Raw genomic sequence first — 25983 nt, 5'->3', positions numbered from 1 at the left:
GGGGGAAATTGGATGTGGCTTCTTCGGAAATCGTCCCTGTTGGCCTGCATTCTGGCGGGCTTTGCCCTCGGGGCCTGCGCAGAGCCCCGGATCGGCCTTGATCCTCGGTTCATGGACGGCATGGTCGTGCAGCGGGGCGCGGCCCTGCCGGTGAGCGGATATGCTGCGCCGCAAGGCGAGGTGACGGTCACCCTCGGGGCCGCCGAGGCGCGCACACGGGCAGGCGCAGACGGGCGCTGGGAAGCCATCCTGCCGCCGCTGGACGCCGCCACCGGCCTCACCCTCAGGGCCTCAGGCGCAGGCGCCAGCGTGCAGCGCGTGGATATTGCGGCCGGCGACGTGTTTCTCTGTTCCGGCCAGTCGAACATGGCCTGGCCCGTGCGCCTCGCCCTCAATCCGGACCGGGAGCTGCAGGGCCCCTACCGCGCGGACATGCGCCTCCTCCAGGTGCCGCAGACCTCCGCCATCCGGCCGCAGGCAGCGCTGCCCCCGGGCACGGCCTGGCAGGTTGCGAGCCGCGAGCGCGCAGCGGACTTCTCGGCGCTGTGCTATTTCTTCGGGCGTGACTGGCAGGCGAAGGAAAATGTGCCGGTCGGGCTGATCAATGCAAGCTGGGGCGGCTCCCGCATCGAGCCCTGGATCAGCCCGGAGATGCTCGCGGGCGCGCCGCACCTTGCAGATCGCCTCCGCCTGCTGGCCGCCTATGCACAGGACCCTGCTGCCGGCATGACCGCTTATGGCGAAAGCTGGGAGGCCTGGTGGCGCGATGCTGCCGGCACGGCGCCGTGGACGGACGGTCTCGATGCGCCGAAGCCCGTGCCGGGCCCGCTGAGGGACTGGAAAGAGTTCGGCGATCCGGAGCTTTCCGGCTTCCTCGGTATGGTCTGGCATGAGCGGCGTGTGAGCCTGACGCCCGCGCAGGCAGCCGGCGCCGCAGAACTTTCACTGGGCGGTATCGACGAGATCGACGCGGTCTGGGTCAATGGCCGCTTCATTGGCTCGACCTTCGGATGGGGCACGCCGCGCACCTACACATTGCCCGCCGGTACGCTGAAGGCAGGCGAGAACCATATCCTCGTCAATGTCCATAATGGCTGGGCCGAAGGCGGGATGACCGGCCCGGAAGACGCCCTGTTCATCCGCCCTGTCAATGGCGCGCCTGTGCCGCTCTCCGGCGGATGGGCCTATCAGAAAGTGCCGCCCGGCCTGCCGCCCGCACCGCAGATGCCGTGGATGAGCGTGTCCGGCCTCTCCGGCCTCTATCAAGGCATGATCGCGCCGCTGGCCGGCCTGCCGATGAAAGGCGCTCTCTGGTATCAGGGCGAATCGAATACCGGCGATGCAGAGACCTATGAGCTGATGCTCCGCCTGCTGACGGCTGATTTCCGGCGTCAGTTCGGCGAGGCGTTGCCGGTGCTGATCGTGCAGCTGCCGGAGTTCGGGGCGCGGATGTCAGCCCCCGGAAATTCCGGCTGGTCCTCGCTTCGGGAGGCGCAGCGGCGCTTTGCGTTGAGCGATGACCGCGCCGGCCTCATTGTGGCGCTTGGCGCAGGCGACGCCTGGGACATCCACCCGCCGAACAAGCAGGAAGTGGCCCGCCGGATGCGGGATGTCTGGGCAGCGGTCCTCACCGATCCGGTGAGCCCCGTCCGCACCGGGCACAGCCCCAGCACCGCGATCCGGGAGGGCAGCATGATCCGCGTCAGCCTGCCGGATGCTTCAGGTGACTACACTCATCCGGGCACGAACGAGCCTGCCGGCTTCATGCTGTGTAAGGTGGACGGGACGGATTGTGTGTTCGCGGCTGCGCAGCGCAGCGGCGCAGAGATCCGCGTCGAAGCTCCGGAGGCGGAGCATACAACGCTGCGCTATTGCTGGGGCGATACGCCCTTCTGCAACCTGATGACGCCGGAAGGCCGGCCTGTCACGCCCTTTGAACTGGCAGTCGAGTAAACCTCAGGACAAGGCCCGGCCCAGCGCTGCCTGCCAGCCGCTGAGCAGCGCGGCGCGCGCACCTGCGTCCATGCGCGGGGTGAACCGGCTGCCGGGCACATCGCGCGCGGCCCATTCCTCTGCCGAGATCCAGCCGATCTGCATGGCGGCGGCCGCCGCTGCGCCGAGCGCCGTCATCTCGCGATAATCGGGCCGGAACACCGGCAGGGCGCAGATATCGGCGAGGAACTGCATCAGCCAGTCATTCGCTACCATCCCGCCATCGACCCGCAGCTCCGCAATCGGCGCGCCATCGGCGGCGAAGGCGGCGAGCAGGTCATGCGTCTGGTAAGCCACGGATTCCAGGCCCGCGCGCACAAGGTGCGCCGCCGTGGCTGCGCGCGTGAGGCCGCTGATAAGCCCGCGCGCCTCGGCATCCCAGTGCGGCGCGCCAAGGCCTGTGAAGGCGGGCACCATATAAACGCCGCCATTATCCGGCAGGCTGGCAGCAGCGCGCTCGCTTTCATCCGCCCGCTGAATGAGTTTCAAATCATCGCGCAGCCATTTGATGACGGTGCCCGCATTGAAGATGGACCCCTCCAGCGCCATTGCGCCGGCGCCGGGCAATTCATATCCCGCCGTACCGAGAAGCCGGTGCTCCGAGGCCGGACGTTTCTGCCCCGTATTCGCCACGAGGAAGGCACCGGTCCCGAAGGTCACCTTCGCCTGCCCCGGCTTCAGGCATCCTTGCCCGACAAGCGCGGCCTGCTGGTCGCCGATCATGGCCGCGACCGGGATTTCCATGCCCAGCAGCGCCGCATCCGCCACGCCAAAATCTGCCGCGCTCGGCTTCACCTCCGGCAGCATCGCCGCCGGAATACGCAGCAGCGCCGCCATCTCAGCGCTCCAGCCGCCCTCGGCGCCGAGGCCGAGCCGGTAGAGCATCGTGCGCGATGCATTCGTCACATCGGTTGCATGGACCCGCCCGCCGGTCAGGTGCCAGAGCAGGAAGGAATCGACCGTGCCGAAGGCAAGCTCGCCTGCTTCGGCCCGCGCCCGTGCGCCGGGTACATTGTTCAGTACCCAGCCGATCTTCGTGCCGGAGAAGTAAGGGTCGAGCAGCAATCCCGTCTCGCCCTGAACCTGCGCTTCATGGCCCGCCGTCTTCAGCGCCTCGCAGGCCGCTGCCGTGCGCCGGTCCTGCCAGATGATCGCCGGGGCGATGGGCGCGCCGGTCGCCCGGTCCCAGACCAGGGTTGTCTCGCGCTGATTGGTGATGCCGATCGCCGCGATCCGCTCCGGCCCGCCGGCGTCCCGGATAGCCGCGCGGCACATGTCCCGTGTGCTGACGAGAATCTCATCTCCGTCCTGCTCCACCCAACCATCGGCGGGATAGGACAGCGCCACTTCCTGCTGGGCGAGCGCGACCTGCCGGAACTGCCGGTCGAACACGATGGCGCGGGTCGAGGTCGTGCCCTCATCGATCACAAGAATAAGGTCGGTCATGAATCCTCCGGCTTTTCCGGCAGGATGGACGGGGCCGGCGCCCCGCGTCAACGCACCTCCCGTTTCTGCCCCCGGTCTCCGAACCACCAGAGCGTCGCCGCAGTGGCGGCAAAAGTGGTCGTCTCGATGATGGCGCTGCGGGCGGCGGGATCCGCCCCGAGGAAGACGAGGCACGTGATCAGCCAGAGCAGCAGCGTCAGCGCAGGCCGGGTGATGCCGCGCACGGCGTCCACCCAGCGATAGCTCGCCGCGATGCCCGCCTCCGCTTCGATCGAGGCGGCAAGGCCGCGCCAGGCGCCGGCGGCTTCGGCCAGGCGGAACTGGCCGTCTGCGTGACGCTCTGCCGCCTGCATGTGCAGCGCGGCGAGGGCGGCGTCATGCGCCCAGCGGGCCCGCTCCTGCGCCTGGTCCTGCCGGCGCTCGGCATAGCCGGCGGCCCGGCCGATCAGCGTCCCGATCAGGCCGAACACGCCGCCCCCGGCTGCGCTGGCGGCAAGGCCGATGAGTTCACTCATGGGCGCCTCCGGCGTCGCCGGGGGGAATTGGAAAGGAGCATGTCAGGCGGGGCTTCGTCATGCCTGAGAAGCTAACCCCGCCTCAGACCCGGTCGGATTGGACAAGTGCACTTTTCTGGCTGTGCAGGGCCGTGCCCGTGCCGGGCTGGCGGGGCGGGCGGCATTCAGAGCTTTGATTTGTATGAAATTCCAAAGGAAACCGCCCGGCGAAAAATTTTCACCGGGCCGCCAGATTACCTATCAGCACAAGACCTACACCGGGGGACAGACGCGCCCGAACCCGGCAGAAATCCAGGTCGGCTTACTCCGCCGGAACCGCCGCCGAGCGCGAGAAGGCGAGCCCCTTGGCCAGAGCCGTGCGCGCGTCGTTATACTCGCGCTCCAGCAGGTCGACATAGTCCTTCACCGGCCCGCGGGACTTCACCGCCCCGATGCCCTGCCCGCAGCCCCAGATGTCTTTCCAGGCTTTCGCATCGGTATTGCCGCCGGAGCCGAAATTCATCTTCGACGGGTCGCTCTCGGGCAGGTTATCCGGGTCGAGCCCGGCGGCGATGATGGAGGGCTTCAGATAGTTGCCGTGCACGCCGGTGAAGAGGTTGGAATAGACAATGTCCTCCGCGCCATACTTCACGATGGCGTCCTTGTAGCCTTCCACCGCATTGGCCTCGTCACAGGCGATGAAGGCCGAGCCGATATAGGCGAGGTCTGCGCCCATCGCGAGCGAGGCCGCCACCGCCCCGCCGGTCGCAATGGAGCCTGACAGCGCGAGCGGGCCATCGAAGAATTCGCGGATCTCCTGGATCAGCGCCAGCGGCGACAGCTTGCCGGCATGGCCGCCTGCACCGGCCGCGACCGCGATCAGCCCGTCCGCGCCCTTCTCCAGCGCCTTGCGGGCAAACCAGGTGTCGATCACATCATGCAGCACGACGCCGCCATAGGAATGGATCGCATCATTCACATCCTGCCGCGCGCCGAGCGAGGTGATGATCACCGGCACCTTGAACTTCACGCAGGCCTCGATGTCATGCTCGAGCCGGTTATTGGTCTTGTGGACGATCTGGTTGACCGCGAAGGGCGCGGCCGGCCGGTCGGGGTTCTTGGCGGTATGCTCGGCGAGCTCCGTCGTGATCCGGTCCAGCCAGTCATGCAGCAGCGGACCGGGGCGGGCGTTCAGCGACGGGAAGCTGCCGACGATGCCCGCCTTGCACTGGGCGATCACGAGGTCGGGATTGGAGATGATGAACAGCGGCGAGGCGATCACCGGAATGCGCAGATTCTGAAGCACGGGCGGCAGGGCCATGGGACGGGGACTCCTCAGAGGGTGGGTTCTGAACCGGAAACTATCTGCCCCGCCGCCTGCGGCAAGCCTCACGCAACGACAGGTGCCACGAGACGAGTGCGGGCCGCCGGCCGGCCACATCAGAAAATCGTGGGCCCGAAGGTGCGCGGATCGGACCGGTCGATCTCCACGCTGCCGCGTTCGCGGGCCGCAAACTCAGCCGCGAAGGCATCGCGGGTCGCATCGTCCAGCATACCGGTGACGGCAACGCCGGCCTCGTTCTGGAAGGCCACCAGCGCGCGCCGCGTGCCCTGCCCGAAGATGCCATCGGCGCCGCCAGTCGCGTAGCCGAGCGTTTCGAGGTCCTGCTGCAGCTTCAGCACAGCCTCCCCGCGGCTGCCGACGGCCAGCGGCTTCAGTGAAGCCGCTGCCGGCGCCGGCTCCGGCGCAACCTTCTCCGGCGACTGCGTCACGCCGAGGACGATATTGGTCCAGTGGATACGCAGGTCTTCTGCATGGGCGGCAGCGGTGGCCAGCGGATTGCCCCGGTTGACCCCGCGCGAGACTTTCGGCGCGTCATTCTCGTCGGCCCAGCGATTGAGGCCGTTTGCCTTCCAGAACGCGCAGGCGACTTCGACGGATTTCTTCAGGTCGCGCACGATCTGGTCCGGATCGCTGGCAAGGTCGATCCCGGCAACCTCGCCATAGCGGGTGTAATTGTCCCGGCCAGTCAGCTGGATGAAACCGCGCCCACGGAACTTCCAGCCATCGCCGGGCTCGGTATTGCCGAGGCGGCGGCCGAGCGCCGTCTGGTGACCATAGGCCGTCTCGGCGATTTTCTGGGGCTGGCGGGCATGCTGGCGGGCCAGTGCCGGATTGTTGCGGTAGACCGAGAAAGTGGCGATCAGGCCCTGCTCGGAATAGCGCAGGTTTTCTTCTGCGTGCTGCAGCCACCCGGTCTCGACGAGCCCCTGCCCGACAAAATGGGCGAGCCGCAGCGGCGTGTTCATCTCATATTTTTCAAAGGTCTCGAACGAATCGAGGATGGCCTTGATGTAGCGCCCCTGCATGTTCAGGCGCAGCACACTCCAGGTGTTGTGCCCGGGCAGGAGCTTCGCAATCTTGTTGAGGTCAATGTCGCCGACCCCGGCAATGCTGACGATGTTGCCCATATCATCCCCTCCTCGCAGCCACCCCGGCCCGCGCCCACTATAGCGCTAATTATGCCGGAAGCATGACAGAGGAACAGGCCCAGCCCCCGTTATCCTGCCAGAAAGGCTTTCAGCGCCTCGCCATCGTCGAAGGTGTGGTCCGGTGCGGCGGCGGTCAGGGCGGCGCGCGGGGCGAAGCCCCAGCTGACCGCGACGCTCCGTATACCGACTTCCCGTGCCGCCTCGATGTCGCGGATCTCGTCGCCCACGGCAATCGTGCGCGCGGGGTCGGCTTTCACGGCCCTGATCACATCGCGGAAATGCTTCGCCTTGCCGAACATTGCGGCGCCGCAGCTCCAGGCAGATATGCGCGCGCAGGTTTCCGGGCCGAGCGCGCGGCGCACGACGGCTTCGGAATTCGACGAGACGATGGCCACCGCAATGCCGCGTGCGGCGAGCGCCTCGATCAGCGCTTGGGTGCCCTCGAACAGCGGGAAGGCCTCGGCCGCCTTCGCGCGCTTGCGGGCATGGACGGCGATCAGCGGCAGTTTCCAGCCCGGGATGCCCAGCGTGCGCATCACATCGCGCGGCGGATGGCCTCTCATGGCCTCCAGCTCTTCCCCCTCCGGCTGGCGGAACCGGAACTTCTGCGCCAGCTCCGGCAACAGGCCCCGGAAAAACGTCATGCTGTCCGCCAGCGTCCCGTCGAAATCGAAGATGACGAGTTGGGGGGGCATCAGAAGCCCCCTTCAAAGCCCCCTCTCCAGAGGGAGAGGGGGTTGGGGGTGAGGGGGCGCAAACGCCTCCAAGGGTCAAAAGCGCAGTTACGAAAAGCCAAAAGCATTCAAATCCCCCACGCTTCCGTCACAACTGCGACTATATCAGCCCCGCCAGTGGCGAACTCGGATCGGCGTAGCGTTTTTTCGGCATACGCCCTGCCAGATAAGCGTGCCGCCCGGCGATGACGGCGTGTTTCATCGCGCGGGCCATGCGGATGGGGTCTTTTGCTTCGGCGATGGCGGTGTTCATCAGGACCCCGTCACAGCCGAGTTCCATCGCAATCGCTGCATCAGACGCCGTGCCCACGCCCGCATCGACGATGACGGGCACGCGCGCGGCCTCGATGATCAGGCGGATGTTCACGGGGTTCATGATGCCGAGGCCGGAGCCGATGAGGCTGCCGAGCGGCATGATCGCCACGCAGCCGGCCTCTTCCAGCAGGCGCGCATAGACCGGATCATCCGAGCAATAGACCATCACCTCGAACCCGTCCGCGATCAGCGCTTCGGCGGCTTTCAGCGTTTCCGGCATGTTGGGATAGAGCGTCTTCTGGTCGGCGAGCACTTCCAGCTTCACGAGATTCCAGCCGCCGGCCTCCCGAGCCAGACGCAAGGTGCGCACAGCATCGTCCGCCGTGTAGCAGCCGGCCGTGTTGGGCAGGTAGGTGAACTCGTCGGGCTTCACATGATCGGTCAGGCGCGGCTCGTCCGGGTTCGACAGGTTCACCCGGCGCAGCGCCACCGTGACAATCTCGGCCCCGGCGGCGCGGGCAGCCTCGGCATTCTGGGCAAAGGAGGCATACTTGCCCGTGCCCACGATCAGGCGCGATGTGTAGCGCTTACCGGCAATCACAAGGGCGTCGTCGGCAGCAGCCTCGGGCGGCGGGGTGGCAGTGTCAGGCATGATCGTCAGGTCCAGTCAGGGCAAAGCAGGTGTGAGGCTCAGGGCGCGCGTGCGGGGGCCGGGCTCAGCCACCGCCGACGAACTGGACGATCTCCAGCCGGTCGCCGTCCTCGAGCACGGTGAGGGCATGTTCGGATTTCGGCACAATCTCGCGGTTGCGCTCGACGGCGATTCCCCGCGGGTCCTGCCCCGTCTCGCCCGACAGGCGCGCCACCAGCTGCGCCACGGTCGTGCCGGGAGCAATCTCGCATGCCTCGCCATTGAGCGTGATGTTCATTTCGCGGCAATCCTCAAAGTGTTGCCCTCTTGCCACGCCCGCCGTTACAGCGCAAACGGGGCAACATGTCGAAACCGGTATATGTCCTCGGCGGACCGAACCTCAACCTGCTTGGCACGCGGGAGCCGGAAATCTACGGGCGCGACACGCTCGAGGACATCCACGCCCGCCTGCGCGCGCTGGCGGAGGATGTGCCGCTCGTGACGCGCCAGACGAACTCCGAAGGCGAACTCGTCACCTGGGTGCAGGAGGCCGGCCGCGAGGGCCGGGCTCTAATCCTTAACGGGGCGGCCTATACCCATACCTCGATTGCCCTGCATGACGCCTTGAAATCGCTGAAGATTCCTGTCGTGGAGGTCCACCTGTCGAACCCCGCCGCGCGCGAGGCCTTCCGCCATGTGAACTATGTCGCGCCTGTTGCAGCCGCAACGATTGCCGGGCTCGGCGCCTATGGATATGAACTCGCGCTGAGCGCCGCCCTGAGGCTCTCGGGCGAGGCGAGGAGCTGAAAAAATGAGCACATCCAAGAACAAGCTGGACACCGGCCTAATCCGGGAACTCGCGGCAATCCTGCGCGAAGCCGATCTCGGCGAGCTTGAGGTCGAGTATGAGGGCCTGCGCGTCAAGGTGACCAAGCCCGCCCCTGCTCCGGTCATGCAGGCCGCCATGGCCGCCCCGGCGATGGCTGCGGCCCCGGCGCCTGCCCCGGCCGCAGCGCCTGCAGCCGCCGCCGCGCCCGCTGCAGCGGCTGCTGACAATGCCGTCAAATCCCCGATGGTCGGCACGGTCTATCTCTCGCCCGATCCGAATTCGAAGGCCTACATCGCGGTCGGCGACAAGGTGAAGAAGGGCGACACGCTCATGCTGATCGAGGCAATGAAAACCTTCAATCCCGTCGAGGCCGACCGGGCCGGCACCGTCAAGGCGATTTATGTCGAGAACGCCCAGCCGGTCGAGTTCGGCGAAGCCCTGGTCCTGATCGAATAGTATGTCTGCACCCGCGCCCCGCACCATCAACAAGGTCCTGATCGCCAATCGCGGCGAGATCGCGCTGCGCATCCACCGCGCGTGCAAGGAAATGGGCCTGTCGACCGTGGTCGTCCATTCCGAGGCAGACCGCGACGCCATGGCCGTGCGCCTTGCCGATGAGAGCGTCTGCATCGGCCCGGCGCCCTCGTCCGAGAGCTACCTGAAAAAGTCGCGTATCCTCGCCGCCGCCGAGATCACCGGCGCTGATGCGATCCATCCCGGTTATGGCTTCCTCTCGGAGAATGCGCAGTTTGCCGAGATGGTTGAGGCCCACGGCCTCGCCTTCATCGGGCCGACGGCCGAGCATATCCGCATCATGGGCGACAAGATCGCCGCCAAGCAGGCGATGATAGAAGCCGGCGTGCCCTGCGTGCCGGGCTCTGACGGCGCGGTGGAGTCCATCGCGGACGCCAAGAAGGCCGCCAAGAAGATCGGCTTCCCGGTGCTCGTGAAAGCCTCCGCTGGCGGCGGCGGGCGCGGCATGAAACTCGCCATGACCGAGGCCGACCTCGAGAATGCGGTAAAGACCGCCAAGACCGAATCGAAAGCCGCCTTCGGCGACGACGCCGTCTATCTCGAGAAATACCTGCAGGGCCCGCGCCATATCGAGATCCAGGTGATCGCCGATACGCATGGCAATGTCGCCCATCTCTGGGAGCGGGACTGCTCGCTGCAGCGGCGCAACCAGAAAGTCTTCGAGGAAGCCCCTTCGCCTGCCCTCAACCAGCTGCAGCGCGAAGAGATCGGCAGCATCTGCGCCCGCGCGATGCAGAAGATCGGCTATCGCGGCGCCGGCACGATCGAGTTCCTGTATGAGGACGGCAAGTTCTACTTCATCGAAATGAACACCCGGCTTCAGGTCGAGCATCCGGTGACCGAGATGATCACCGGCATCGACCTTGTGCGCGAACAGATCCGCATCGCCGAAGGCAAGCCGCTCTCCTTCTCGCAGGAAGATGTGATGCTGGTCGGCCATGCCATCGAGTGCCGGGTGAATGCCGAGCACCCGGAAACCTTCGTGCCGTCGCCGGGCCTGATTACAGATTTCCATGCGCCGGGCGGCCCGGATGTGCGCCTCGACAGCGCGGCCTATGCCGGATACCGCATCCCGCCGCATTATGACTCGCTGATCGGCAAGCTGATCGTGCATGGCCGCACGCGCCGCGAATGCCTGATGCGCCTGCGCCGCGCGCTGCAGGAGATGGTCGTTGGCGGCGTCCACACGACGCTCGACCTGCACCGCCGCCTTGTCGATAACGAGGATGTGAAGGCCGGGGACTATAACATCCACTGGCTGGAAAAATTTCTCGCAGAGGCAAAAGCAGCAGAAGACGCGGCAGAGGCGAAGGGGTAAGCCCCTCTCCGGCCCCGTTTTTTCCGGGATTTACTCCCGCCACGGCGCAGATCATACCTTATGGCATGTCGTCGCGTTTCGGCCCGGATGAATTGCTCGCCTGTTACCGGCGCGGCGTGTTCCCCATGGCGGATTCGCGGGATGATCCGCGCATCTTTCTGGTCGATCCCGATACGCGCGGCATCCTTCCGCTGGACACTTTCCATATCCCGAAGAAGCTGAAGCGCCGTGTGCGGCAGGATCCGTTCCGGGTGTCGTTCGATACCGCCTTTGCCCGCGTTGTCGAAGCCTGCGCCGAGCCGCATGATGGCCGGCCGAACACCTGGATCAATTCGACGATCCTGAACCTTTACAGCGCGCTGCACCGGCAGGGCCATGCCCATTCCGTCGAATGCTGGGAAGGCGATGAGCTGGTGGGCGGACTCTATGGCGTGGCGCTCGGCGGGGCGTTCTTTGGCGAGAGCATGTTCTCGCGCCGCACCGATGCGTCCAAGATCGCGCTGGTGCACCTTGCTGCGCATCTGATCGGGCGGGGCTATCAGCTGCTCGACGCGCAGTTCCACAATCCCCATCTCGAACAGTTCGGCCTGATCGAGATCAGCCGCGATGAGTTCAAGGCACGCCTGAAAGCCGCCCTGAAGATCGAGACGAGCTTTGGCGCGCCGGGTCAGTCGAATGTGGGCAGGTCTTCGATCGGCGCTTCCGATTCGGTGACGCCGACCGGGATGTCGTCGATGAACGGCTCCGAGCTGGACGCAACCGGATTGCGCGCGGTGCTGACCGGCGAAGGCGCCGTGCAGCGGATTACCCAGACATCATAGACCGGATGCTCGAGGGCATTGAGGCCGGGCGAGGAGGCATACATCCAGCCGGAGAACAGCACCGGGTCTGCGGCGTTCGCCTGCGGCCTTGCATTCCCTGCAGCGGCGGCAGCGTCCATGATCTCTGCGGCAACAGGCTGAGTGGAGGTGATCCGCAGGAAGGCCGCGCTTTCGGGCACTTCTTCCGGCGGCGCCTGGAAGCAGGCGCGCAGGTCGATCCGCAGCGCGCCGAAGGTGACCGGCGCATCCGTCTTCACGACAATATCAGTCGCCCGGCCCGTGATCTTGTCGAGCGCCCGGAGTGTCACCTCGTTCTGCCGAGACATGCTGTTGGCAGAGGCCGCCCCGGACAAGGCAAGGGCCGAGAGCGCTGCGGCAGTGGCCAGGCGGGCAAAACGGGTCATGCGTCAGTCTCCGAACGGATCCACAAAATCATCTTCATCGGCGGTTGTCGCGGGCGTTGAGCTTCCGCCTGAACCGCCACCGCCTGTCGCGAAAGATGCAAACAGCGTCAGAAGGTCGACGCTGCCGCGTGTGAACCGGATCTCGCCCGAGCCATCCTTGGCGATGTCGTCAAAGCTGCCGCCGGGTTCAATCGCGACATAGGCGCCGCCGAGCAGGCCATCGGTGACGATCCGCGCATCGGAATCATCCGGCAGCGACCATTTAGGGTCCAGCGACAGGCGCACGACCGCTTCGAACCGCTCCGGGTCGCCATCAATGGTGCGCACAACGCCGGCCTTCACACCTGCAATCCGGACATCCGCCCCCCGCGGCAGGCCGCCGACATTGTTGAACCGGGCGGTCACTTCATACTGGCCGCGCACCGGCTGGCTGTCCCCGCCGCGGGCCAGCGCAAACCACAGAAAAAATACCGCGACAGCCACGACGACTGCGCCAATCGCTGTTTCGAGGTGCGATTCACGCATCCGGATTCCAGGCCTCGTAGTCGGAATCAGATTTCTGCCGCTGGCGGTTGCCGGACAGGGCGCCCTTCGGCCGCACGGCAAACGGTGTGCCGGTCATGTTGGGCGTATGGTCGGTTTCCCAGTCGCGCCGCTCCAGAGGCAGCTTCGTCGGCGGGGCTTCCAGCGTGTAGTGCAGCCAGCCATGCCAGTCTGCCGGCACTTTCGATGGCTCGGCGAGGCCCTGATAGACCACATAGCGGCGGCGGCGCCCTTCGATGGATGGCTTGCGCTCCTCGAAATAGCGGTTGCCGTACTCGTCGGTGCCGACGAATGCCGACCGGCGCTTCACGTCGAACATCGTGCCGACGGTATGACCGCTCCACCAGGTGAAAATCTGCTTCAGCATGGGTGCTGTTCCTGACCGGGTTTGATGGCCGCAATATGGCGGTCTGCGGGCGATTAAACCAGACCCGGCAGGCAGGCAACCTGCGGGGTTGTGGGACCCGCAAAACCGGTTGCGCCTCCGGGCCCGAGGCGGCACCCTCATTGCCATTGATTCGGGCAGGAGGGCGATCCATGGCGGCCGGTTCCCAGGCAGAGATCCTCGAAGCAGCCGAAGGCGACGGGCTGATCTCCCGCGAAGTACGGATGCGCGATGTGGCACGCCCCGCCGGGCGGACACCGCTGGCCCTGACGCCAGCGGGCCTTGAGCAAGTGCGCGCAGCCTGGTCAGCCGCCAATCTCCTCGGGGTGTCCCAGCTCGCCACCGCCGAGATGCTGGAACGCCTCGGCGATGCGCCGAAGAATGCAGAGCTTGCCGAAGCCATCGCTGCCGGACTGCCGCAGGATGTGCTGGAAGAAGCGCTGCGCCAGCCGGGCGGCATCCAGCGCACGGCGGCTGCCCTGCGCGCGGCGGCTGTCAGCACGCCGTCGCCCCGCCCCAGCGTGTTCGAGACCGGCCATCTTGATGGCCCGCTGGCCCATGCGCTGCAGGCCGCCCTGGATGAAGGCGCCGAAATCCACCTGACCCGCGAGGCGCTGCCCGAGGCCGCGACGCGCTGCCGGATCATCGACCTCGCCCGCGCCATCGGCCCCGCCGGGCTGGAAGCCGACTATCTGACCGTCTCCGCCGAAGCGGCAGGCCGGTCGGTCGGCGACGGATATGTCATTATTGCCGGCCTCGGCGCCGCCGTCATGTCGCTGGGGTTCGACTATGCCTCCGAAGCCGGCGTGGTAGCTGGCGCTGCTCTGACCGCGCTCGTGCGCTCAGCGGTGACGGGCTCTGCCTTCCCCGCAGCGCAGGCGCGCATCCTCGGGCTTGAGCCGGTCAAGGCCACCAGCCGCCGGGCCGCACAGGTTGTCATCCTGCCGGTATCCGATCTCGCCGCGATCCTGCCGGAGTGCGAGAGCGAGGGCGCTGCGCCCGTGCGCACGGTGCTGGCCTATGGCGAGGAGGCGCCGAGCCTGTCGCGCGCCGCCCGGCTGGGCCTCGCCCGCTGCGCGCCGGAACACCTGCCCGCCCTGCTGGACCGCCTCGCCCGGGCCGGTGAACAGGACCTCGACGCTGCCCTGGGACGCACGCGCCTGCGCGACCGGGGCTTCAGCGATCTTGCGCTGGAACGTGTCTCGCGCGCGATTGGCGACGGCCTGCCACTGAACGCCGCCTTCTCCCGCTGGGTGCTGGGGGATGAGATCATTGCGAGCGACCTGCGCCTGCCGCCGGAGCGCTTCGATTCCGATGGCCGGGCGCTGCTCTCGGCGGTCGGCTTCTCGAAGAAGGACATCGCCGCTGCGGAAGCCGCAATCGACGGCGCGGTGGAGGACATTGCCGGCAAGGGCCTCGGCGCCGCCGGCCTGCCGCTCAGCGTCGCGATGGATGCAGAAATCCGCTTCACCGCCGCCGCCGCCCGCGCCCTGTCCGGAACCGCGATGCTGCGTGTGCCGGCGAGCGAGGGCCTCGGCATGGCGGAAGCCGCGATGGCGGCGGGCCTGTCCGTGCTGCTCAGCGGCCACCGGACACCGCCGTCTGACGATGTGCGCGAGCGCATGCAGCAGATTCTGTCGCTCGCAGACGAGATTGCCGAAGCAGCCGATGAGCTTCCGGACCTGCCGGCTCTCGCCGATGCGCCCGCCGGTCCCGTCCGCCGCATCCGCCTGCCGGACCGGCGCAAGGGCTATATCCAGAAAGCCACAGTCGGCGGCCACAAAGTCTATCTGCACACCGGCGAGTTCGATGATGGCAGCCTCGGCGAGATCTTCATCGACATGCACAAGGAAGGCGCGGCTTTCCGCAGCCTGATGAACAATTTCGCGATCTCCGTCTCGCTCGGCCTGCAATATGGCGTACCGCTGGAGGAGTATGTCGATGCCTTCGTCTTCACCCGGTTCGAGCCGGCGGGCGAGGTGACGGGCAATGACCGGATCACGCGCGCGACCTCGATCCTCGACTACATCTTCCGGGAACTGGCCGTGTCCTATCTGGGCCGGGAAGACCTCGCCGAAGCCGATGTCACCCATGACGGGCTTGGCCGCGGCGCCGGCGATGCAACCCGCCCGGCGGCCGCCGCCTTTACCAGCGAAGCGGCGCAGCTGATCTCGCGCGGCTTCTCGCGCGGCCAGCTGCCGGACAATATCGTGATCCTCGGCAAGCGCCGCAGCCCCGATCCGGACGAAACCGAATCGCAGGCAGAGCCGGAAACCGCGCAGGCGGAAACCTACCTCGCCGACCCTTGCCCGTCCTGTGGCAGCTTTACCCTCGCACAGGCCGGCCCCGGCGGAGAGATCGTCTGCGACACCTGCGGAGAAGGCGTGCGGCTCAGCCGGTAACGCAAGGCCGCGAATCCCGCGCCGCCTGACTCGCCCCCGAGGCGAATTTTAACCTTTCCCGTGCGGTAATGGTTATTGCAAACCGGCCACAGTTTACCCGGTATTACAGTTCTTACAGTTTGTTCAGTTTAGGCTTTTCCCAAGAGCGCGTATTTGGACTCCCATGTTCACGCCACAAATGCGTCTGATTTCTTTCGCGGGTGTCGCGGTCGCCTTCCTGGCAGCACCGGCCGAAGCGCAATTCCAGTTGCAGCAGCAACCGCAGGCCAAAGGCGCGACCATTGCCTGGTCGCCGAGCTTTGCGGGCAGCTGCGCAGACTGTGATCTCACGAGAGGCAATCTCACCGGATGGACCGTCAATGGCGCGGACTATTCCGGCGCGCGCTTCGACAATGCCGCGATGCCGCGCATTCAGGCCGCCCGCGTGAATATGGAGCGGATCAGCGCGACGGGCGCGGACATGCGCCATGCAGACCTCACCGCCGCGCGCCTCTCCGATTCGGTGCTGATCGGCGCCCGGATGCAGGACGTGCAGGCCTCCGGCGCGGACCTGCAGCGAGCGCTGATGCACCGCGTCAATCTCAGCAATGCAAAGCTCGTCGGGGCCAACCTGCAGGGTGCTGAACTGTTCAATGCAGAACTGGACCAGACGGTGCTGTCCGGTGCCAACCTTACGGCAGCAAACCTGGAAAGGGCGAACCTGCGCGGCGCGATCTTTGATGGTGCCAACCTCACCGATGCCCGCCTCAGCGGCGCGAACGTCACCGGCGCGTCCTTCCGCGATGCCCGCTTTCCGGGCGCGAACCTGACGCTCGTGACCGGCCTGTCGGAAGCCAACTTCGAAGGCGCCTGCGCCTCGCTCGGCACCTTCCTGCCGGCCTCTTTCAGCCTGCCGCTCTGCTCCAATCCCGCTGTCGAAGTGATGAGCAGCGAGGACTGAGCGCGCTTCGGCGCACAATCCGGAATGCAAAAGCCGCCGCGACTTCCGTCCCGGCGGCTTCGTCTTGTCTGCGCTGCGCCTGATCAGCCCCCGGCCTTCACCACCGGGGCGAGGCGGATGTTCAGCTCTTTCAGCTGGCGCTCGTCCACGGGGCTCGGCGCGCCCATCAGCAGGTCGCGGGCCTGCTGGTTCATCGGGAACAGGATCACGTCGCGCAGGCTGTCGGTCTCGGCCAGCAGCATGACGATCCGGTCCACGCCCGGCGCAATGCCGCCATGCGGCGGGGCGCCATAGCGGAAGGCGTTCAGCATCCCGCCGAACTTCGCCTCGACCACTTCCGGGCCATATCCGGCAATCTCGAACGCCTTCAGCATCACCTCAGGCTTGTGGTTCCGGATCGCGCCGGAGGACAGCTCCACGCCGTTGCAGACGATGTCATACTGATAGGCCTTCAGCGCGAGCTGTTTCTCCGCCGTATCGGCGGCGAGCAGCGCCTCCATCCCGCCCTGCGGCATGGAGAAGGGGTTGTGGCTGAAATCGACCTTCTTGTTGTCCTCGTCCCACTCATACATCGGGAAGTCGACAATCCAGCAGAAGCGGAACACGCCCGGCTCGATCAGGCCGAGCTCCTCGCCGATGCGGATACGGGCCTGGCCCTGCAGCTTCACCGCGGCGGTCTTGTCGCCGGCGGAGAAGAACAGCGCGTCACCGGCCTTCACGCCCGCGCGCTCAGCCAGCGCGGCAAGGGCCGCAGGCTCGAAGAATTTCGCGATGGGGCCGGTGGCGGCCAGCTGGCCGTTCTCTTCCACGAAGCGCATATAGCCGAGGCCGGGGGCCTGCATGTCCTTCTTCGCCCAGGCGTCCATCTTGTCGAAGAAGCTGCGCGGCTGCTCGCCGGAATTCGGCGCCGGAATAGCCCGGACGATGCCGCCGCCGCCGACGATCTTCTTGAACACGGCGAGGGTCACATCTTCCCGCATCATGATGTCGGAGACGTCCGAGCAGAGGATGGGGTTGCGAAGGTCCGGCTTGTCGACGCCGTATTTCAGCATCGCCTCGGCATAGGGAATATGCGGGAAGGGTCCGGCCGGCACGGTGCGGCCCTTGCCTTCCCAGCCGGCAAACTCCTCGAACACGCCGCGCATGACCGGCTCGATGGCGCCGAACACGTCTTCCTGCGTCACAAAGCTCATCTCGATATCGAGCTGGTAGAACTCGCCGGGCGAGCGGTCGGCGCGGGCGTCCTCATCGCGGAAACAGGGGGCGATCTGGAAGTAGCGGTCGAAGCCGGAGACCATCAGCAGCTGCTTGAACTGCTGCGGCGCCTGCGGAAGGGCGTAGAATTCACCCGGATGCAGCCGGCTCGGCACCAGGAAGTCGCGCGCGCCTTCGGGGCTGGAAGCGGTGAGGATCGGGGTCTGGTATTCTGTGAAGCCCTGCTCGGTCATCCGGCGGCGCAGGCTGGAGATGACCTGGCTGCGCAGGATCATGTTCTTGTGCAGCTGCTCCCGGCGCAGGTCCAGATAGCGGTGCTTGAGGCGGACCTCTTCGGGGTAAGGCTGGTCGCCGAACACCGGCAGGGGCAGCTCGGCGGCTTCGGACTGGACCGACACCGCCCCGCCGACCACCTCGATCTCGCCGGTGGCGAGATTGGCGTTGATAAGGTCCTTGTCGCGGGCGACGACCTTGCCTTCCACCGTCAGCACGCTTTCAGCCCGCAGGCGCTCAACGGTGGCAAAGCCGGGGCTGCCCGGATTGAAGACGATCTGGGTCAGGCCGTAATGGTCGCGCAGGTCGATGAACATGACCCCGCCATGGTCGCGCCGGCGGTGCAGCCAGCCCGACAGTTTCACGGTCTCGCCGACATGCGACGGGCGCAGCTCTCCGCAAGTATGGGTGCGATAGGCGTGCATGGGGCGCTACTCCGGGTGTCGGCCAAACAGAAAGAAGGCGCGTAGGGCACAGACCCCCTCGCCTTTGTCAAGCGGGTGCGATAAGCGCTCCGGCAATGACTGACAACACCCTGACTCCCATTACAGAGCAGTCCGCCCTCGAAGACCTCGTCGGCCGCCTGTCCGAAGCAGAATTCGTCTGCGTGGATACCGAATTCCACAGGGAGACGACCTATTGGCCGGAACTCTGCCTGATCCAGGCCTCTGCCCCCGGCATTGAGGGCCTGATCGACCCGAGGGCCGAGGATCTCGACATCAAGCCCTTCCTCGACCTGATCGCATCGGACCGCCAGACCAAGGTGTTCCATGCCGCGCGGCAGGATATCGAGATATTCAACCGGCTGATCGGCCACCCGCCGGGGCCGGTGTTCGACACTCAGGTCGCCGCGATGGCGCTCGGATTTGGCGATTCGATCTCCTATGACAATCTCGTCCAGCGGGTGCTGCGAAAGCATATCGACAAGTCCAGCCAGTTTACCGACTGGATGCGCCGCCCGCTGAGCCAGAAGCAGCTGGTCTACGCCCTCGGCGATGTGACCCATCTGCGCGACGCCTATCAGCGGATGCGCGACGAACTCGACAAGACCGGCCGCCTGACCTGGGTGCGAGAGGAGATGTCGGAGCTTGAAGACCCCGCCACCTATGACACCGACCCGATGAACGCCTGGCAGCGCCTGAAGCTGCGCATGCCGAAGAAGGACTATGCCGCCATCGTCGTCTCTGTCGCCGCCTGGCGCGAGCGCACGGCGCAGGAACTCGACAAGCCCCGCCGCCGGATCCTGAAGGATGACGCCATCCAGGAGATCGCCGCCCAGAAGCCGCGCACGGAGGATGATTTCAACCAGCTGCGCGCGGTGCCCTCGGGCTTCATCCGCTCGAAATATGGTCAGGGCCTCGTCGAGGCGATCCGCGCCGCACTCGATAGTCCGGACACCTACGCCCCGGACCTCGGCCGCCCGGCCCAGAACGCGCAGATCCCGCCCGGCGCGCCGGACCTGCTCAAGGTGCTCCTGAAACATGTCTCGGACGAGAACAATGTCGTCCCCCGCCTGATCGCCAACTCTGCCGATATCGACCGGATCGCCCGCGGCGAGACGAGCGAGGACATCGCGGCGATGACGGGCTGGCGGTATGAGATGTTCGGGAAAAAGGCGGTCGCGCTGCTCTCCGGCAAGCTCGCCGTTTCGTTCGAGGGCGGACAGGTGCGCCTGTTCGACGTCTGACGGTTTTGAGCGCGCTCAGACGATGCCGCTGGCGCGCAGCTTCTGAACCTGCTGCGGCGTGAGATCCAGAAGCTCCGTCAACACCTCTTCCGTATGCTGACCGATGGCCTCCGGGCCTGCCCATCGCGGGCGCCCCGGTGTGGCTGAGAGCTTCGGAAACACGCCCTGCTGCCGGATGCCGGGCCAGCGCTGGCTCGGCACCTCGACAAGGCTCTCGCGCGCCTCATAGTGCGGGTCGGCCAGCATCTCCGGTGCGCGGTAGACCTTGCCGATGGGCACGCCCTGCTCCGTCATGACGCGCTCGATCTCGTCGATGCTGCGGGGCGCCGCCCACGCCTGGATGATGGCGTCCAGTTCATGCTGGTTGCGGCCGCGCGCGGTGTGCGTCTTATAGTCGGGATGGTCTTTCAGCCAGGGCTGGCCGATGGCCTCGCACAGGCGCGCGAAGACCGTGTCCTGGTTGGCGGCGATGATTACCATGCCATCCGTTCCCTGATAAATATTGGATGGCGCGATGCCCGGAAGGTAGGAACCCGTCCGTTCCCGGATGTATCCCTCGAACTGGTACTCTGGCACGAGGCCTTCCATCACGCCCAGAACGGATTCGTAAATCGTCGCGTCCACCACCTGCCCCTCGCCGGTTTTCTCGCGGTGATGCAAAGCCGCCAGCGCGCCGAGCGCGGCGAACATGCCGGCGAGGCTGTCGCCCAGCGAGATGCCCGCGCGGGAGGGCAGACGGTCTGCCTCGCCCATCACATAGCGAAGCCCGCCCATCGCCTCGCCGACCGAGGCATAGCCAGCGCGCCCGGAATAAGGCCCCGTCTGGCCATAGCCTGAGACGCGGATCATGATCAGGCGCGGGTTGATCCTGCGAAGGTCCTCATAACCGAGCCCCCATTTCTCCAGCGTGCCGGGGCGGAAATTCTCCAGCAGGAAATCGGCTTCGGCCACGAGCCTGCGGACAAGCTCCTGTCCCTCAGCTTCGCGCAGGTTCGCCGTGATGCAGCGCTTACCGCGCGCAACGACTGACCACCAGAGCGGAAAGCCCTCCCGGCCCCAGTCGCGCAAGGGATCACCCTGTCCCGGCGGCTCGACCTTGATCACGTCCGCACCGAAATCGGCGAATATCTGGCCGCAGAACGGCCCGGCGATCAGCTGGCCGAGTTCGATGACGCGAAGGTCCCTCAGCGGACCAGTGCGGGGCGGCGTCGGCATGGCAGGTCTCCGGAACGTGGCGGCAATCGACCTGTCCAATCAGGAAACCCGGCTTGCGGCAAGCCGCAGGAGAGGCGCGTTTAGCGCCCGCCCCCGGCGGCGCGGCGGGCCGGCTCGGCCACCTTCCGCATCATGTCGCGCCGCAGTTTTGCAAGGCGGCGGTCGACGAAGGAGGTGCTGGCAGCCTCCGGAATACCATTGGGAGACGGCAGACCGGCAGCGGCCACCCGGACCCGGTTGCGGCCATCGCGCTTGGCTTCGTAAAGCGCATGGTCTGCCCCTTCGATGGCTGCCTCCAGCGTGATTGGCGCTTCCAGCATGCAGACCCCGAAACTGGCAGTCAGGGAGACCTCGCGGTCACCCACATCGATCGGCGTTTCCTCGATCCGGGCCCGCAGCCGGTCGCAGACGATTACCGCATGTTCCTCGGTCACGCCGCTGAGGAGCACGATGAACTCCTCGCCGCCCCAGCGGCCCAGCCGGTCGAACGGACCGCGCAGCTCCGAATGGGCAATCGCGGCAACCTGTTTCAGCACGGTATCCCCGCCCGAATGGCCGTAGAGGTCGTTCACCTCCTTGAAGTGGTCGAGATCGATCAGCACAACGGCAGCCGTCAAGCGCGTGCGCCGCATGCGCGAACGCTCCTCCTCGGCGGCATGAATGAAGAAGCGGCGGTTCAGGAGGCCGGTCAGCGAATCGGTCCAGGCCATCTCCTCCAGCCGGCGCTGGTACAGACGCATGTGAAAGTCATGCAGCGAGGCAATGATCGCGGTCGGCACGGCAATACAGGCGGAAATGAACAGGTTCAGCCGCACATAGGTGCCCGCATCTGTCGGCAGGCCCATCTTGTAGAAAAACAGCGACACGGTGAACGACAGCGACAGCGCAGTGCATGCCACCAGCATGAAAAAGCTTACCGCGCTCCAAACATCCTGGCGCAAGAATTTCATGGCCCGCTCCTGCCAAACTCAAGAAAAGCCTACAGGAGGAGCTTTTACTTCACGCTTGCACGGCCGCTTGGATTACCCAGCCGGTGGCAATCGGACATTAACTACACCGGTCAGTTCAGCGACCATCGCCCATCCACATGGCGCAGCTGCGCAGGCCCCACCCAGTCCGCATGGGCGATGTGGATGGAATGGATCATCGCCTCGATTTCCCGGCGCCAGTGATCCAGGAATGCGTGCAGGCGCGGGAAGCGCGGCGCTGTATCCATCGTCTGCCAGACAAAGCTTTGCAGGATGCCCCGGTGATCGGGCAGGTAGTACAGAATCTCGGTGGTCAGGAGGCCTCCGCCATTGAGCCGGTGAATGAAATCGCTGTCTGTGGCCATGCACGTCTCCTTTCGGTCCATCAGATGGGCCTGATGGTGAGGCCATCGTGATGAAGCAAATGTGAATATGCAATAGTTTCAATGATCTAGCATCATGCAGCCGCGAGTGCTGCCAGATTTCCGATCAGTATGAAGGTTTCATTGCCCCGGTTGACGCCAGCGCGCCGAAGACCTATTTCCGGTGCGTCGTTAGCAGTCGGCTCGGGTGAGTGCTAACAGCGACCCGGAGCGCCGCGCTGGCGATCCCATGTCCATTTCAGACCCGAGGAAGCAATGATCGAAGAGGCAGTTAAAATGAAACTTCGCCCCCTGCATGACCGCGTGGTCGTGCGCCGCGTCAAGGAAGAAGAAAAATCCAAAGGCGGCATCATCATCCCCGATACGGCCAAGGAAAAGCCGCAGGAAGGGATCGTGGTTGCTGTCGGCAATGGCGCCATCGGCGACGACAATGAGCGCATCCCGCTCGACGTCAAGAAAGGCGACCGCGTCCTGTTCGGCAAATGGTCCGGCACGGAAGTTAAGATCGACGGTGAAGACCTGCTGATCATGAAGGAAAGCGACATCATGGGCGTCCTGGACAAGTAAGTCCCTGCCCTGAAACGCTTTTCCAACCCCCAGACGACTTCAAGAGGTAACTCCAATGGCTGCTAAACATGTTGTTTTCGGCGCCGAAGCCCGCGAGAAAATGCTCCGCGGCGTCGACATCCTTTCCAACGCTGTGAAAGTCACGCTCGGCCCGAAAGGCCGTAACGTGGTGATCGAGAAATCCTTCGGCGCCCCGCGCACCACGAAAGACGGCGTGACCGTCGCGAAGGAAATCGAACTCGAGGACAAGCTCGAGAATATGGGCGCCCAGATGGTGCGTGAAGTGGCTTCTAAGGCCAACGACACCGCCGGCGACGGCACCACCACCGCCACCGTCCTCGCCCAGGCCATCGTCCGCGAAGGCATGAAGCGCGTGGCCGCCGGCATGAACCCGATGGACCTGAAGCGCGGCATCGACAAGGCCGTTGCCGAAGTCATCTCCGACCTCGCTCACCACTCCAAGAAGGTGAAAACGAACGAAGAGATCGCCCAGGTCGGCACCATCTCCGCCAATGGCGAGACCGAAATCGGCCGCATGATCGCTGAAGCGATGGCGAAAGTCGGCAATGAAGGCGTCATCACGGTCGAGGAAGCCAAGGCCCTCGAAACCGAGCTCGATGTCGTCGAAGGCATGCAGTTCGACCGCGGCTATATCAGCCCCTACTTCATCACCAATGCCGACAAGATGACCGTCGAGCTGGACGATCCGCTGATCCTCCTGCACGAGTCCAAGCTGTCGAGCCTGCAGCCGATGCTGCCGATCCTCGAAGCCGTGGTCCAGTCGCAGAAGCCGCTGCTGATCATCGCTGAAGACGTCGATGGCGAAGCCCTCGCCACCCTCGTCGTCAACAAGCTGCGTGGCGGCCTGAAGATCGCTGCCGTCAAGGCTCCGGGCTTCGGCGATCGCCGCAAGGCCATGCTGCAGGACATCGCTGTCCTGACCGGCGGCCAGGTCATCTCCGAAGACCTCGGCATCAAGCTCGAGAACGTCTCGATGGACATGCTCGGCAAGGCCAAGCGCGTCTCGATCGACAAGGACAACACGACCATCGTCGACGGCGCTGGCAAGAAGAAAGACATCGAAGCCCGCGTCGGCCAGATCCGCAAGCAGATCGACGACACCTCGTCCGACTATGACCGCGAGAAGCTCCAGGAGCGCCTCGCGAAACTGGCCGGCGGCGTGGCCGTCATCAAGGTCGGCGGCGCAACCGAAGTCGAAGTGAAAGAGAAGAAAGACCGCGTCGACGACGCCCTCAACGCGACCCGCGCGGCCGTCGAAGAAGGCATCGTTCCCGGCGGCGGCGTGGCCCTGCTGCGCGCTTCCAAGAACATCGATGTGGTCGGCGCCAATGACGACGAGAAGGCCGGCATCGACATCGTGCGCAAGGCGCTCGAAGCCCCGATCCGCCAGATCGCCGAGAATGCCGGCGTGGAAGGCTCGGTCGTGGTCAACACGATCCTGTCCAACAAGTCGCGCAGCTACGGCTTCAACGCCCAGACCGAAGAGTATGGCGACCTCGTCGCCATGGGCGTCATCGACCCGGCCAAGGTTGTCCGCTCGGCCCTGCAGAACGCCGCTTCGGTGGCCAGCCTGCTGATCACGACGGAAGCCGGCATTGCCGAAGCGCCGAAGAAAGATTCGGGCGGCGGCGGCGGTATGCCCGGCGGCATGGGCGGCATGGGCGGCATGGACTTCTAAGTCCCGCCCTTCGCTCAGACGCGAACTCTACTGGCGGCCCCCCGGAGCGATCCGGGGGGCCGTTTTCGTCGGGTCATCATTGCAGGCCCACAGACGCCTCCGTAGCATCCGCAAAAAACAAAACTGATGCGGAGGAAACGGATGGACTGGAATTTCGGCGACATGCTGGATGCCGTGGGCGCCGCCCTAGGCCCTGAAGATCCCGCCCTGATCCATGGCGACCGCAAAATATTCTGGCCGGAGTTCACTGCCCGCACCAACCGGCTCGCCCGCGCGTTCATCGCCCTTGGCGCCCGGCGCGGCGACAAGGCCGGCTTCTACATGCGCAACCAGCCGGAATACATGGAGGCGATGGCCGCCTGCTTCAAAGCGAGCCTCTCTCCCGTCAACGTCAACTATCGCTATCTCGATGACGAGCTCGTCTACATCATCGACAATTCGGACTCCACGATCGTCTTCTTCGATGCCGAGTTCAGCGCCGAGGTCGAGCGCGTGCGCGCCCGCCTGCCGCGCGTCGTCGCCTGGGTGCAGATCGGCGGCGGCGGCATCGCTCCCTTCGCGCAGGATTATGAAGCCCTCGCCAGCACTGGCGACGGCTCGCCCATCAAGGGCAAGCGCTCCGGCGATGACCCGTTCCTCCTCTACACCGGCGGCACGACCGGTATGCCCAAGGGCGTGATGTGGACGCACAATATCTGGCGCGAGGCCAGCATGGAGGGCGTGCGCCGGCTTGGCGGCCCGGTGCCGGAGAACCTCGACGCGCACGTCCAGAACGCGCTCACCGTCGGGCGCTTCTCCCGCCAGGTGCCCGCCTGCCCGCTGATGCATGGTACCGGCTGGTTCACAGCAATGGGCGCGATGCTCAATGGCGGCGCCGTGGTGACACTGACCGAGAAGGCGAAGTTCAGCCCCGTGAACCTGTGGGATACCGTGCACGCAAACGGCGTCACCTCCATGGCCATCGTGGGCGACGCCTTTGCCAAGCCGATGCTGCAGGCGCTCGATGAAAACCCCGGCCGCTGGAACCTCTCCAGCGTGCTGAACATCGTCTCCTCCGGCGTCATGTGGAGCGCGGAGGTCAAGCAGGGCCTGCTCCGCCACATCCCGCAAACTGCACTGACTGACAGTTTCGGCGCGTCCGAAGCCGTCGGCTTCGGCACCTCCATCACCACCGCCGAGGGCGGCACGCAGACCTCCAAATTCGAGATCGGCCCGAGCTGCAAGGTCTTCACCGAGGATGACCGCGAAGTGCTGCCCGGCAGCGGCGAGCCCGGCTTTATCGCGCGCGGCGGCGCGGTGCCGCTCGGCTATTACAAGGACCCGGAGAAAACCGCGAAGACCTACAAGACGATCAACGGTATGCGCTACGCCATTCCCGGAGACTGGTGCATGGTCGAGGCCGATGGCACGATCACGCTCCTCGGGCGCGGCTCCAACTGCATCAACACGGCCGGCGAGAAAGTCTATCCCGAGGAGGTCGAGGAAGCGCTCAAGGCCCACGCCTCGGTGCGCGACGCGCTCGTCGTCGGCGTGCCGGATGACAAATGGGGCCAGGCAGTCACAGCCGTTGTGTCCCTCGGCGGCGGCGCATCAGAGGATGAGCTGCGCGCCTTCGTGCAGAGCCGCATCGCCCGGTACAAGGCGCCCAAGCGCATCCTGTTCAAGGACGATCTTGGCCGCGCGCCCAATGGCAAGGCCGATTACAAATCAATCCGCGCCTTTGCGCTTAAGGAACTCGGCCTCGGCGCCTGAAAC

Annotated in this window: 24 protein-coding genes and 1 pseudogene; 11 read left to right on the top strand and 14 right to left on the bottom strand. The window is 65.7% G+C overall.

Annotated features, from left to right (window positions below; translation table 11 throughout):
• Positions 1–39: 39 nt before the first annotated feature.
• Positions 40–1953: a sialate O-acetylesterase gene (locus ACK4SV_RS05185; protein WP_409916740.1), complete on the top strand. Its 1914-nt coding sequence runs from the start codon at positions 40–42 to the stop codon at positions 1951–1953.
• Positions 1954–1956: 3 nt separating this feature from the next.
• Here the strand turns inward: ACK4SV_RS05185 and glpK are convergent, their stop codons facing one another.
• The 7 genes from glpK to thiS all read right to left on the bottom strand — a co-directional run bounded on the left by glpK (position 1957) and on the right by thiS (position 8343).
• On the bottom strand, positions 1957–3438 hold the full coding sequence (glpK, locus tag ACK4SV_RS05180; RefSeq protein WP_409916739.1) for a glycerol kinase GlpK: 1482 nt from the start codon (positions 3436–3438) through the stop codon (positions 1957–1959).
• A 47-nt stretch (positions 3439–3485) separates the two neighbouring features.
• Positions 3486–3953, bottom strand: a complete 468-nt coding sequence (locus ACK4SV_RS05175) for a hypothetical protein (protein WP_409916738.1) — start codon at positions 3951–3953, stop codon at positions 3486–3488.
• Positions 3954–4254: 301 nt separating this feature from the next.
• On the bottom strand, positions 4255–5253 hold the full coding sequence (locus tag ACK4SV_RS05170; protein WP_409916737.1) for an NAD(P)H-dependent flavin oxidoreductase: 999 nt from the start codon (positions 5251–5253) through the stop codon (positions 4255–4257).
• Between the two features lie 119 nt (positions 5254–5372).
• Positions 5373–6404, bottom strand: coding sequence for a peptidoglycan-binding protein (locus tag ACK4SV_RS05165; RefSeq protein ID WP_409916736.1), 1032 nt, complete (start codon positions 6402–6404; stop codon positions 5373–5375).
• A gap of 89 nt (positions 6405–6493) precedes the next feature.
• Positions 6494–7120: an HAD hydrolase-like protein gene (locus ACK4SV_RS05160; protein ID WP_409916735.1), complete on the bottom strand. Its 627-nt coding sequence runs from the start codon at positions 7118–7120 to the stop codon at positions 6494–6496.
• 139 nt (positions 7121–7259) lie between these two features.
• Positions 7260–8066: a thiazole synthase gene (locus tag ACK4SV_RS05155; protein ID WP_409916734.1), complete on the bottom strand. Its 807-nt coding sequence runs from the start codon at positions 8064–8066 to the stop codon at positions 7260–7262.
• 64 nt (positions 8067–8130) lie between these two features.
• Positions 8131–8343: a sulfur carrier protein ThiS gene (thiS, locus tag ACK4SV_RS05150; protein ID WP_409916733.1), complete on the bottom strand. Its 213-nt coding sequence runs from the start codon at positions 8341–8343 to the stop codon at positions 8131–8133.
• A gap of 65 nt (positions 8344–8408) precedes the next feature.
• Here thiS and ACK4SV_RS05145 point away from each other — a divergent pair, with 65 nt between their 5' ends.
• The 4 genes from ACK4SV_RS05145 to aat all read left to right on the top strand — a co-directional run bounded on the left by ACK4SV_RS05145 (position 8409) and on the right by aat (position 11547).
• Positions 8409–8852, top strand: a complete 444-nt coding sequence (locus ACK4SV_RS05145) for a type II 3-dehydroquinate dehydratase (protein ID WP_409916732.1) — start codon at positions 8409–8411, stop codon at positions 8850–8852.
• Between the two features lie 4 nt (positions 8853–8856).
• Positions 8857–9330: an acetyl-CoA carboxylase biotin carboxyl carrier protein gene (gene accB / locus ACK4SV_RS05140; protein WP_409916731.1), complete on the top strand. Its 474-nt coding sequence runs from the start codon at positions 8857–8859 to the stop codon at positions 9328–9330.
• Position 9331: 1 nt separating this feature from the next.
• On the top strand, positions 9332–10726 hold the full coding sequence (gene accC / locus ACK4SV_RS05135; protein ID WP_409916730.1) for an acetyl-CoA carboxylase biotin carboxylase subunit: 1395 nt from the start codon (positions 9332–9334) through the stop codon (positions 10724–10726).
• A gap of 65 nt (positions 10727–10791) precedes the next feature.
• Positions 10792–11547: a leucyl/phenylalanyl-tRNA--protein transferase gene (aat, locus tag ACK4SV_RS05130; RefSeq protein WP_409916729.1), complete on the top strand. Its 756-nt coding sequence runs from the start codon at positions 10792–10794 to the stop codon at positions 11545–11547.
• Between the two features lie 35 nt (positions 11548–11582).
• Here the strand turns inward: aat and ACK4SV_RS05125 are convergent.
• The 3 genes and pseudogenes from ACK4SV_RS05125 to ACK4SV_RS05115 form a co-directional block, all read right to left on the bottom strand.
• A pseudogene (locus ACK4SV_RS05125) lies at positions 11583–11873 on the bottom strand (DUF2155 domain-containing protein); the annotation flags it as partial.
• 81 nt (positions 11874–11954) lie between these two features.
• Entirely contained in the window at positions 11955–12476 is a 522-nt protein-coding gene (gene mlaD, locus ACK4SV_RS05120; protein ID WP_409916728.1) for an outer membrane lipid asymmetry maintenance protein MlaD, read from the bottom strand.
• Complete coding sequence (locus tag ACK4SV_RS05115; protein WP_409916727.1) at positions 12469–12861, bottom strand: NADH:ubiquinone oxidoreductase subunit NDUFA12; 393 nt, start codon at positions 12859–12861, stop codon at positions 12469–12471. The genes mlaD and ACK4SV_RS05115 overlap by 8 nt, the downstream gene beginning before the upstream one ends.
• Before the next feature lie 170 nt (positions 12862–13031).
• On the opposite strand from ACK4SV_RS05115, the gene ACK4SV_RS05110 reads away from it, so the two are divergent.
• Complete coding sequence (locus ACK4SV_RS05110) at positions 13032–15281, top strand: hypothetical protein (RefSeq protein WP_409916726.1); 2250 nt, start codon at positions 13032–13034, stop codon at positions 15279–15281.
• 178 nt (positions 15282–15459) lie between these two features.
• The gene (locus ACK4SV_RS05105; RefSeq protein WP_409916725.1) at positions 15460–16221 is read left to right on the top strand and encodes a pentapeptide repeat-containing protein; all 762 of its coding nucleotides are present in this window, start codon (positions 15460–15462) and stop codon (positions 16219–16221) included.
• 83 nt (positions 16222–16304) lie between these two features.
• On the opposite strand, the gene aspS is transcribed toward ACK4SV_RS05105, so the two are convergent.
• The gene (gene aspS, locus ACK4SV_RS05100; RefSeq protein ID WP_409916724.1) at positions 16305–18134 is read right to left on the bottom strand and encodes an aspartate--tRNA ligase; all 1830 of its coding nucleotides are present in this window, start codon (positions 18132–18134) and stop codon (positions 16305–16307) included.
• A gap of 95 nt (positions 18135–18229) precedes the next feature.
• Here aspS and rnd point away from each other — a divergent pair, with 95 nt between their 5' ends.
• Positions 18230–19396: a ribonuclease D gene (rnd, locus tag ACK4SV_RS05095; protein WP_409916723.1), complete on the top strand. Its 1167-nt coding sequence runs from the start codon at positions 18230–18232 to the stop codon at positions 19394–19396.
• Positions 19397–19411: 15 nt separating this feature from the next.
• Here rnd and ACK4SV_RS05090 read toward each other — a convergent pair whose 3' ends face one another.
• The 3 genes from ACK4SV_RS05090 to ACK4SV_RS05080 all read right to left on the bottom strand — a co-directional run bounded on the left by ACK4SV_RS05090 (position 19412) and on the right by ACK4SV_RS05080 (position 21944).
• Positions 19412–20611, bottom strand: a complete 1200-nt coding sequence (locus ACK4SV_RS05090; RefSeq protein WP_409916722.1) for a CaiB/BaiF CoA transferase family protein — start codon at positions 20609–20611, stop codon at positions 19412–19414.
• Positions 20612–20691: 80 nt separating this feature from the next.
• The gene (locus ACK4SV_RS05085; protein ID WP_409916721.1) at positions 20692–21561 is read right to left on the bottom strand and encodes a GGDEF domain-containing protein; all 870 of its coding nucleotides are present in this window, start codon (positions 21559–21561) and stop codon (positions 20692–20694) included.
• A gap of 110 nt (positions 21562–21671) precedes the next feature.
• The gene (locus tag ACK4SV_RS05080) at positions 21672–21944 is read right to left on the bottom strand and encodes a hypothetical protein (protein WP_409916720.1); all 273 of its coding nucleotides are present in this window, start codon (positions 21942–21944) and stop codon (positions 21672–21674) included.
• 294 nt (positions 21945–22238) lie between these two features.
• On the opposite strand from ACK4SV_RS05080, the gene groES reads away from it, so the two are divergent.
• From groES to ACK4SV_RS05065, 3 genes are all read left to right on the top strand, one after another.
• Positions 22239–22529 (top strand): co-chaperone GroES, encoded by a 291-nt coding sequence (groES, locus tag ACK4SV_RS05075; RefSeq protein WP_409916719.1) that lies wholly within the window; start codon positions 22239–22241, stop codon positions 22527–22529.
• A 55-nt stretch (positions 22530–22584) separates the two neighbouring features.
• Entirely contained in the window at positions 22585–24228 is a 1644-nt protein-coding gene (gene groL, locus ACK4SV_RS05070) for a chaperonin GroEL (protein ID WP_409916718.1), read from the top strand.
• Positions 24229–24369: 141 nt separating this feature from the next.
• Positions 24370–25980 carry an acyl-CoA synthetase gene (locus ACK4SV_RS05065; protein ID WP_409916717.1) on the top strand — a complete coding sequence of 537 codons (1611 nt, stop codon included), beginning with the start codon at positions 24370–24372 and terminating at the stop codon, positions 25978–25980.
• Positions 25981–25983: the final 3 nt, after the last annotated feature.

Source organism: Hyphomonas sp. (genome assembly GCF_046313735.1).
GTDB lineage: Bacteria > Pseudomonadota > Alphaproteobacteria > Caulobacterales > Hyphomonadaceae > Hyphomonas.
Note: the sequence above shows the minus strand (reverse complement) of the source record. Positions and strands in the feature narration are given on the sequence as shown.

Coding starts and splice junctions, on each gene's coding strand:
- glpK (WP_409916739.1), bottom strand. CDS start 3,438: ATGACCGACCTTATTCTTGTGATCGATGAGGGCACGACCTCGACCCGC.
- ACK4SV_RS05175 (WP_409916738.1), bottom strand. CDS start 3,953: ATGAGTGAACTCATCGGCCTTGCCGCCAGCGCAGCCGGGGGCGGCGTG.
- ACK4SV_RS05170 (WP_409916737.1), bottom strand. CDS start 5,253: ATGGCCCTGCCGCCCGTGCTTCAGAATCTGCGCATTCCGGTGATCGCC.
- ACK4SV_RS05165 (WP_409916736.1), bottom strand. CDS start 6,404: ATGGGCAACATCGTCAGCATTGCCGGGGTCGGCGACATTGACCTCAAC.
- ACK4SV_RS05160 (WP_409916735.1), bottom strand. CDS start 7,120: ATGCCCCCCCAACTCGTCATCTTCGATTTCGACGGGACGCTGGCGGAC.
- ACK4SV_RS05155 (WP_409916734.1), bottom strand. CDS start 8,066: ATGCCTGACACTGCCACCCCGCCGCCCGAGGCTGCTGCCGACGACGCC.
- thiS (WP_409916733.1), bottom strand. CDS start 8,343: ATGAACATCACGCTCAATGGCGAGGCATGCGAGATTGCTCCCGGCACG.
- ACK4SV_RS05145 (WP_409916732.1), top strand. CDS start 8,409: ATGTCGAAACCGGTATATGTCCTCGGCGGACCGAACCTCAACCTGCTT.
- accB (WP_409916731.1), top strand. CDS start 8,857: ATGAGCACATCCAAGAACAAGCTGGACACCGGCCTAATCCGGGAACTC.
- accC (WP_409916730.1), top strand. CDS start 9,332: ATGTCTGCACCCGCGCCCCGCACCATCAACAAGGTCCTGATCGCCAAT.
- aat (WP_409916729.1), top strand. CDS start 10,792: ATGTCGTCGCGTTTCGGCCCGGATGAATTGCTCGCCTGTTACCGGCGC.
- mlaD (WP_409916728.1), bottom strand. CDS start 12,476: ATGCGTGAATCGCACCTCGAAACAGCGATTGGCGCAGTCGTCGTGGCT.
- ACK4SV_RS05115 (WP_409916727.1), bottom strand. CDS start 12,861: ATGCTGAAGCAGATTTTCACCTGGTGGAGCGGTCATACCGTCGGCACG.
- ACK4SV_RS05110 (WP_409916726.1), top strand. CDS start 13,032: ATGGCGGCCGGTTCCCAGGCAGAGATCCTCGAAGCAGCCGAAGGCGAC.
- ACK4SV_RS05105 (WP_409916725.1), top strand. CDS start 15,460: ATGCGTCTGATTTCTTTCGCGGGTGTCGCGGTCGCCTTCCTGGCAGCA.
- aspS (WP_409916724.1), bottom strand. CDS start 18,134: ATGCACGCCTATCGCACCCATACTTGCGGAGAGCTGCGCCCGTCGCAT.
- rnd (WP_409916723.1), top strand. CDS start 18,230: ATGACTGACAACACCCTGACTCCCATTACAGAGCAGTCCGCCCTCGAA.
- ACK4SV_RS05090 (WP_409916722.1), bottom strand. CDS start 20,611: ATGCCGACGCCGCCCCGCACTGGTCCGCTGAGGGACCTTCGCGTCATC.
- ACK4SV_RS05085 (WP_409916721.1), bottom strand. CDS start 21,561: ATGAAATTCTTGCGCCAGGATGTTTGGAGCGCGGTAAGCTTTTTCATG.
- ACK4SV_RS05080 (WP_409916720.1), bottom strand. CDS start 21,944: ATGGCCACAGACAGCGATTTCATTCACCGGCTCAATGGCGGAGGCCTC.
- groES (WP_409916719.1), top strand. CDS start 22,239: ATGAAACTTCGCCCCCTGCATGACCGCGTGGTCGTGCGCCGCGTCAAG.
- groL (WP_409916718.1), top strand. CDS start 22,585: ATGGCTGCTAAACATGTTGTTTTCGGCGCCGAAGCCCGCGAGAAAATG.
- ACK4SV_RS05065 (WP_409916717.1), top strand. CDS start 24,370: ATGGACTGGAATTTCGGCGACATGCTGGATGCCGTGGGCGCCGCCCTA.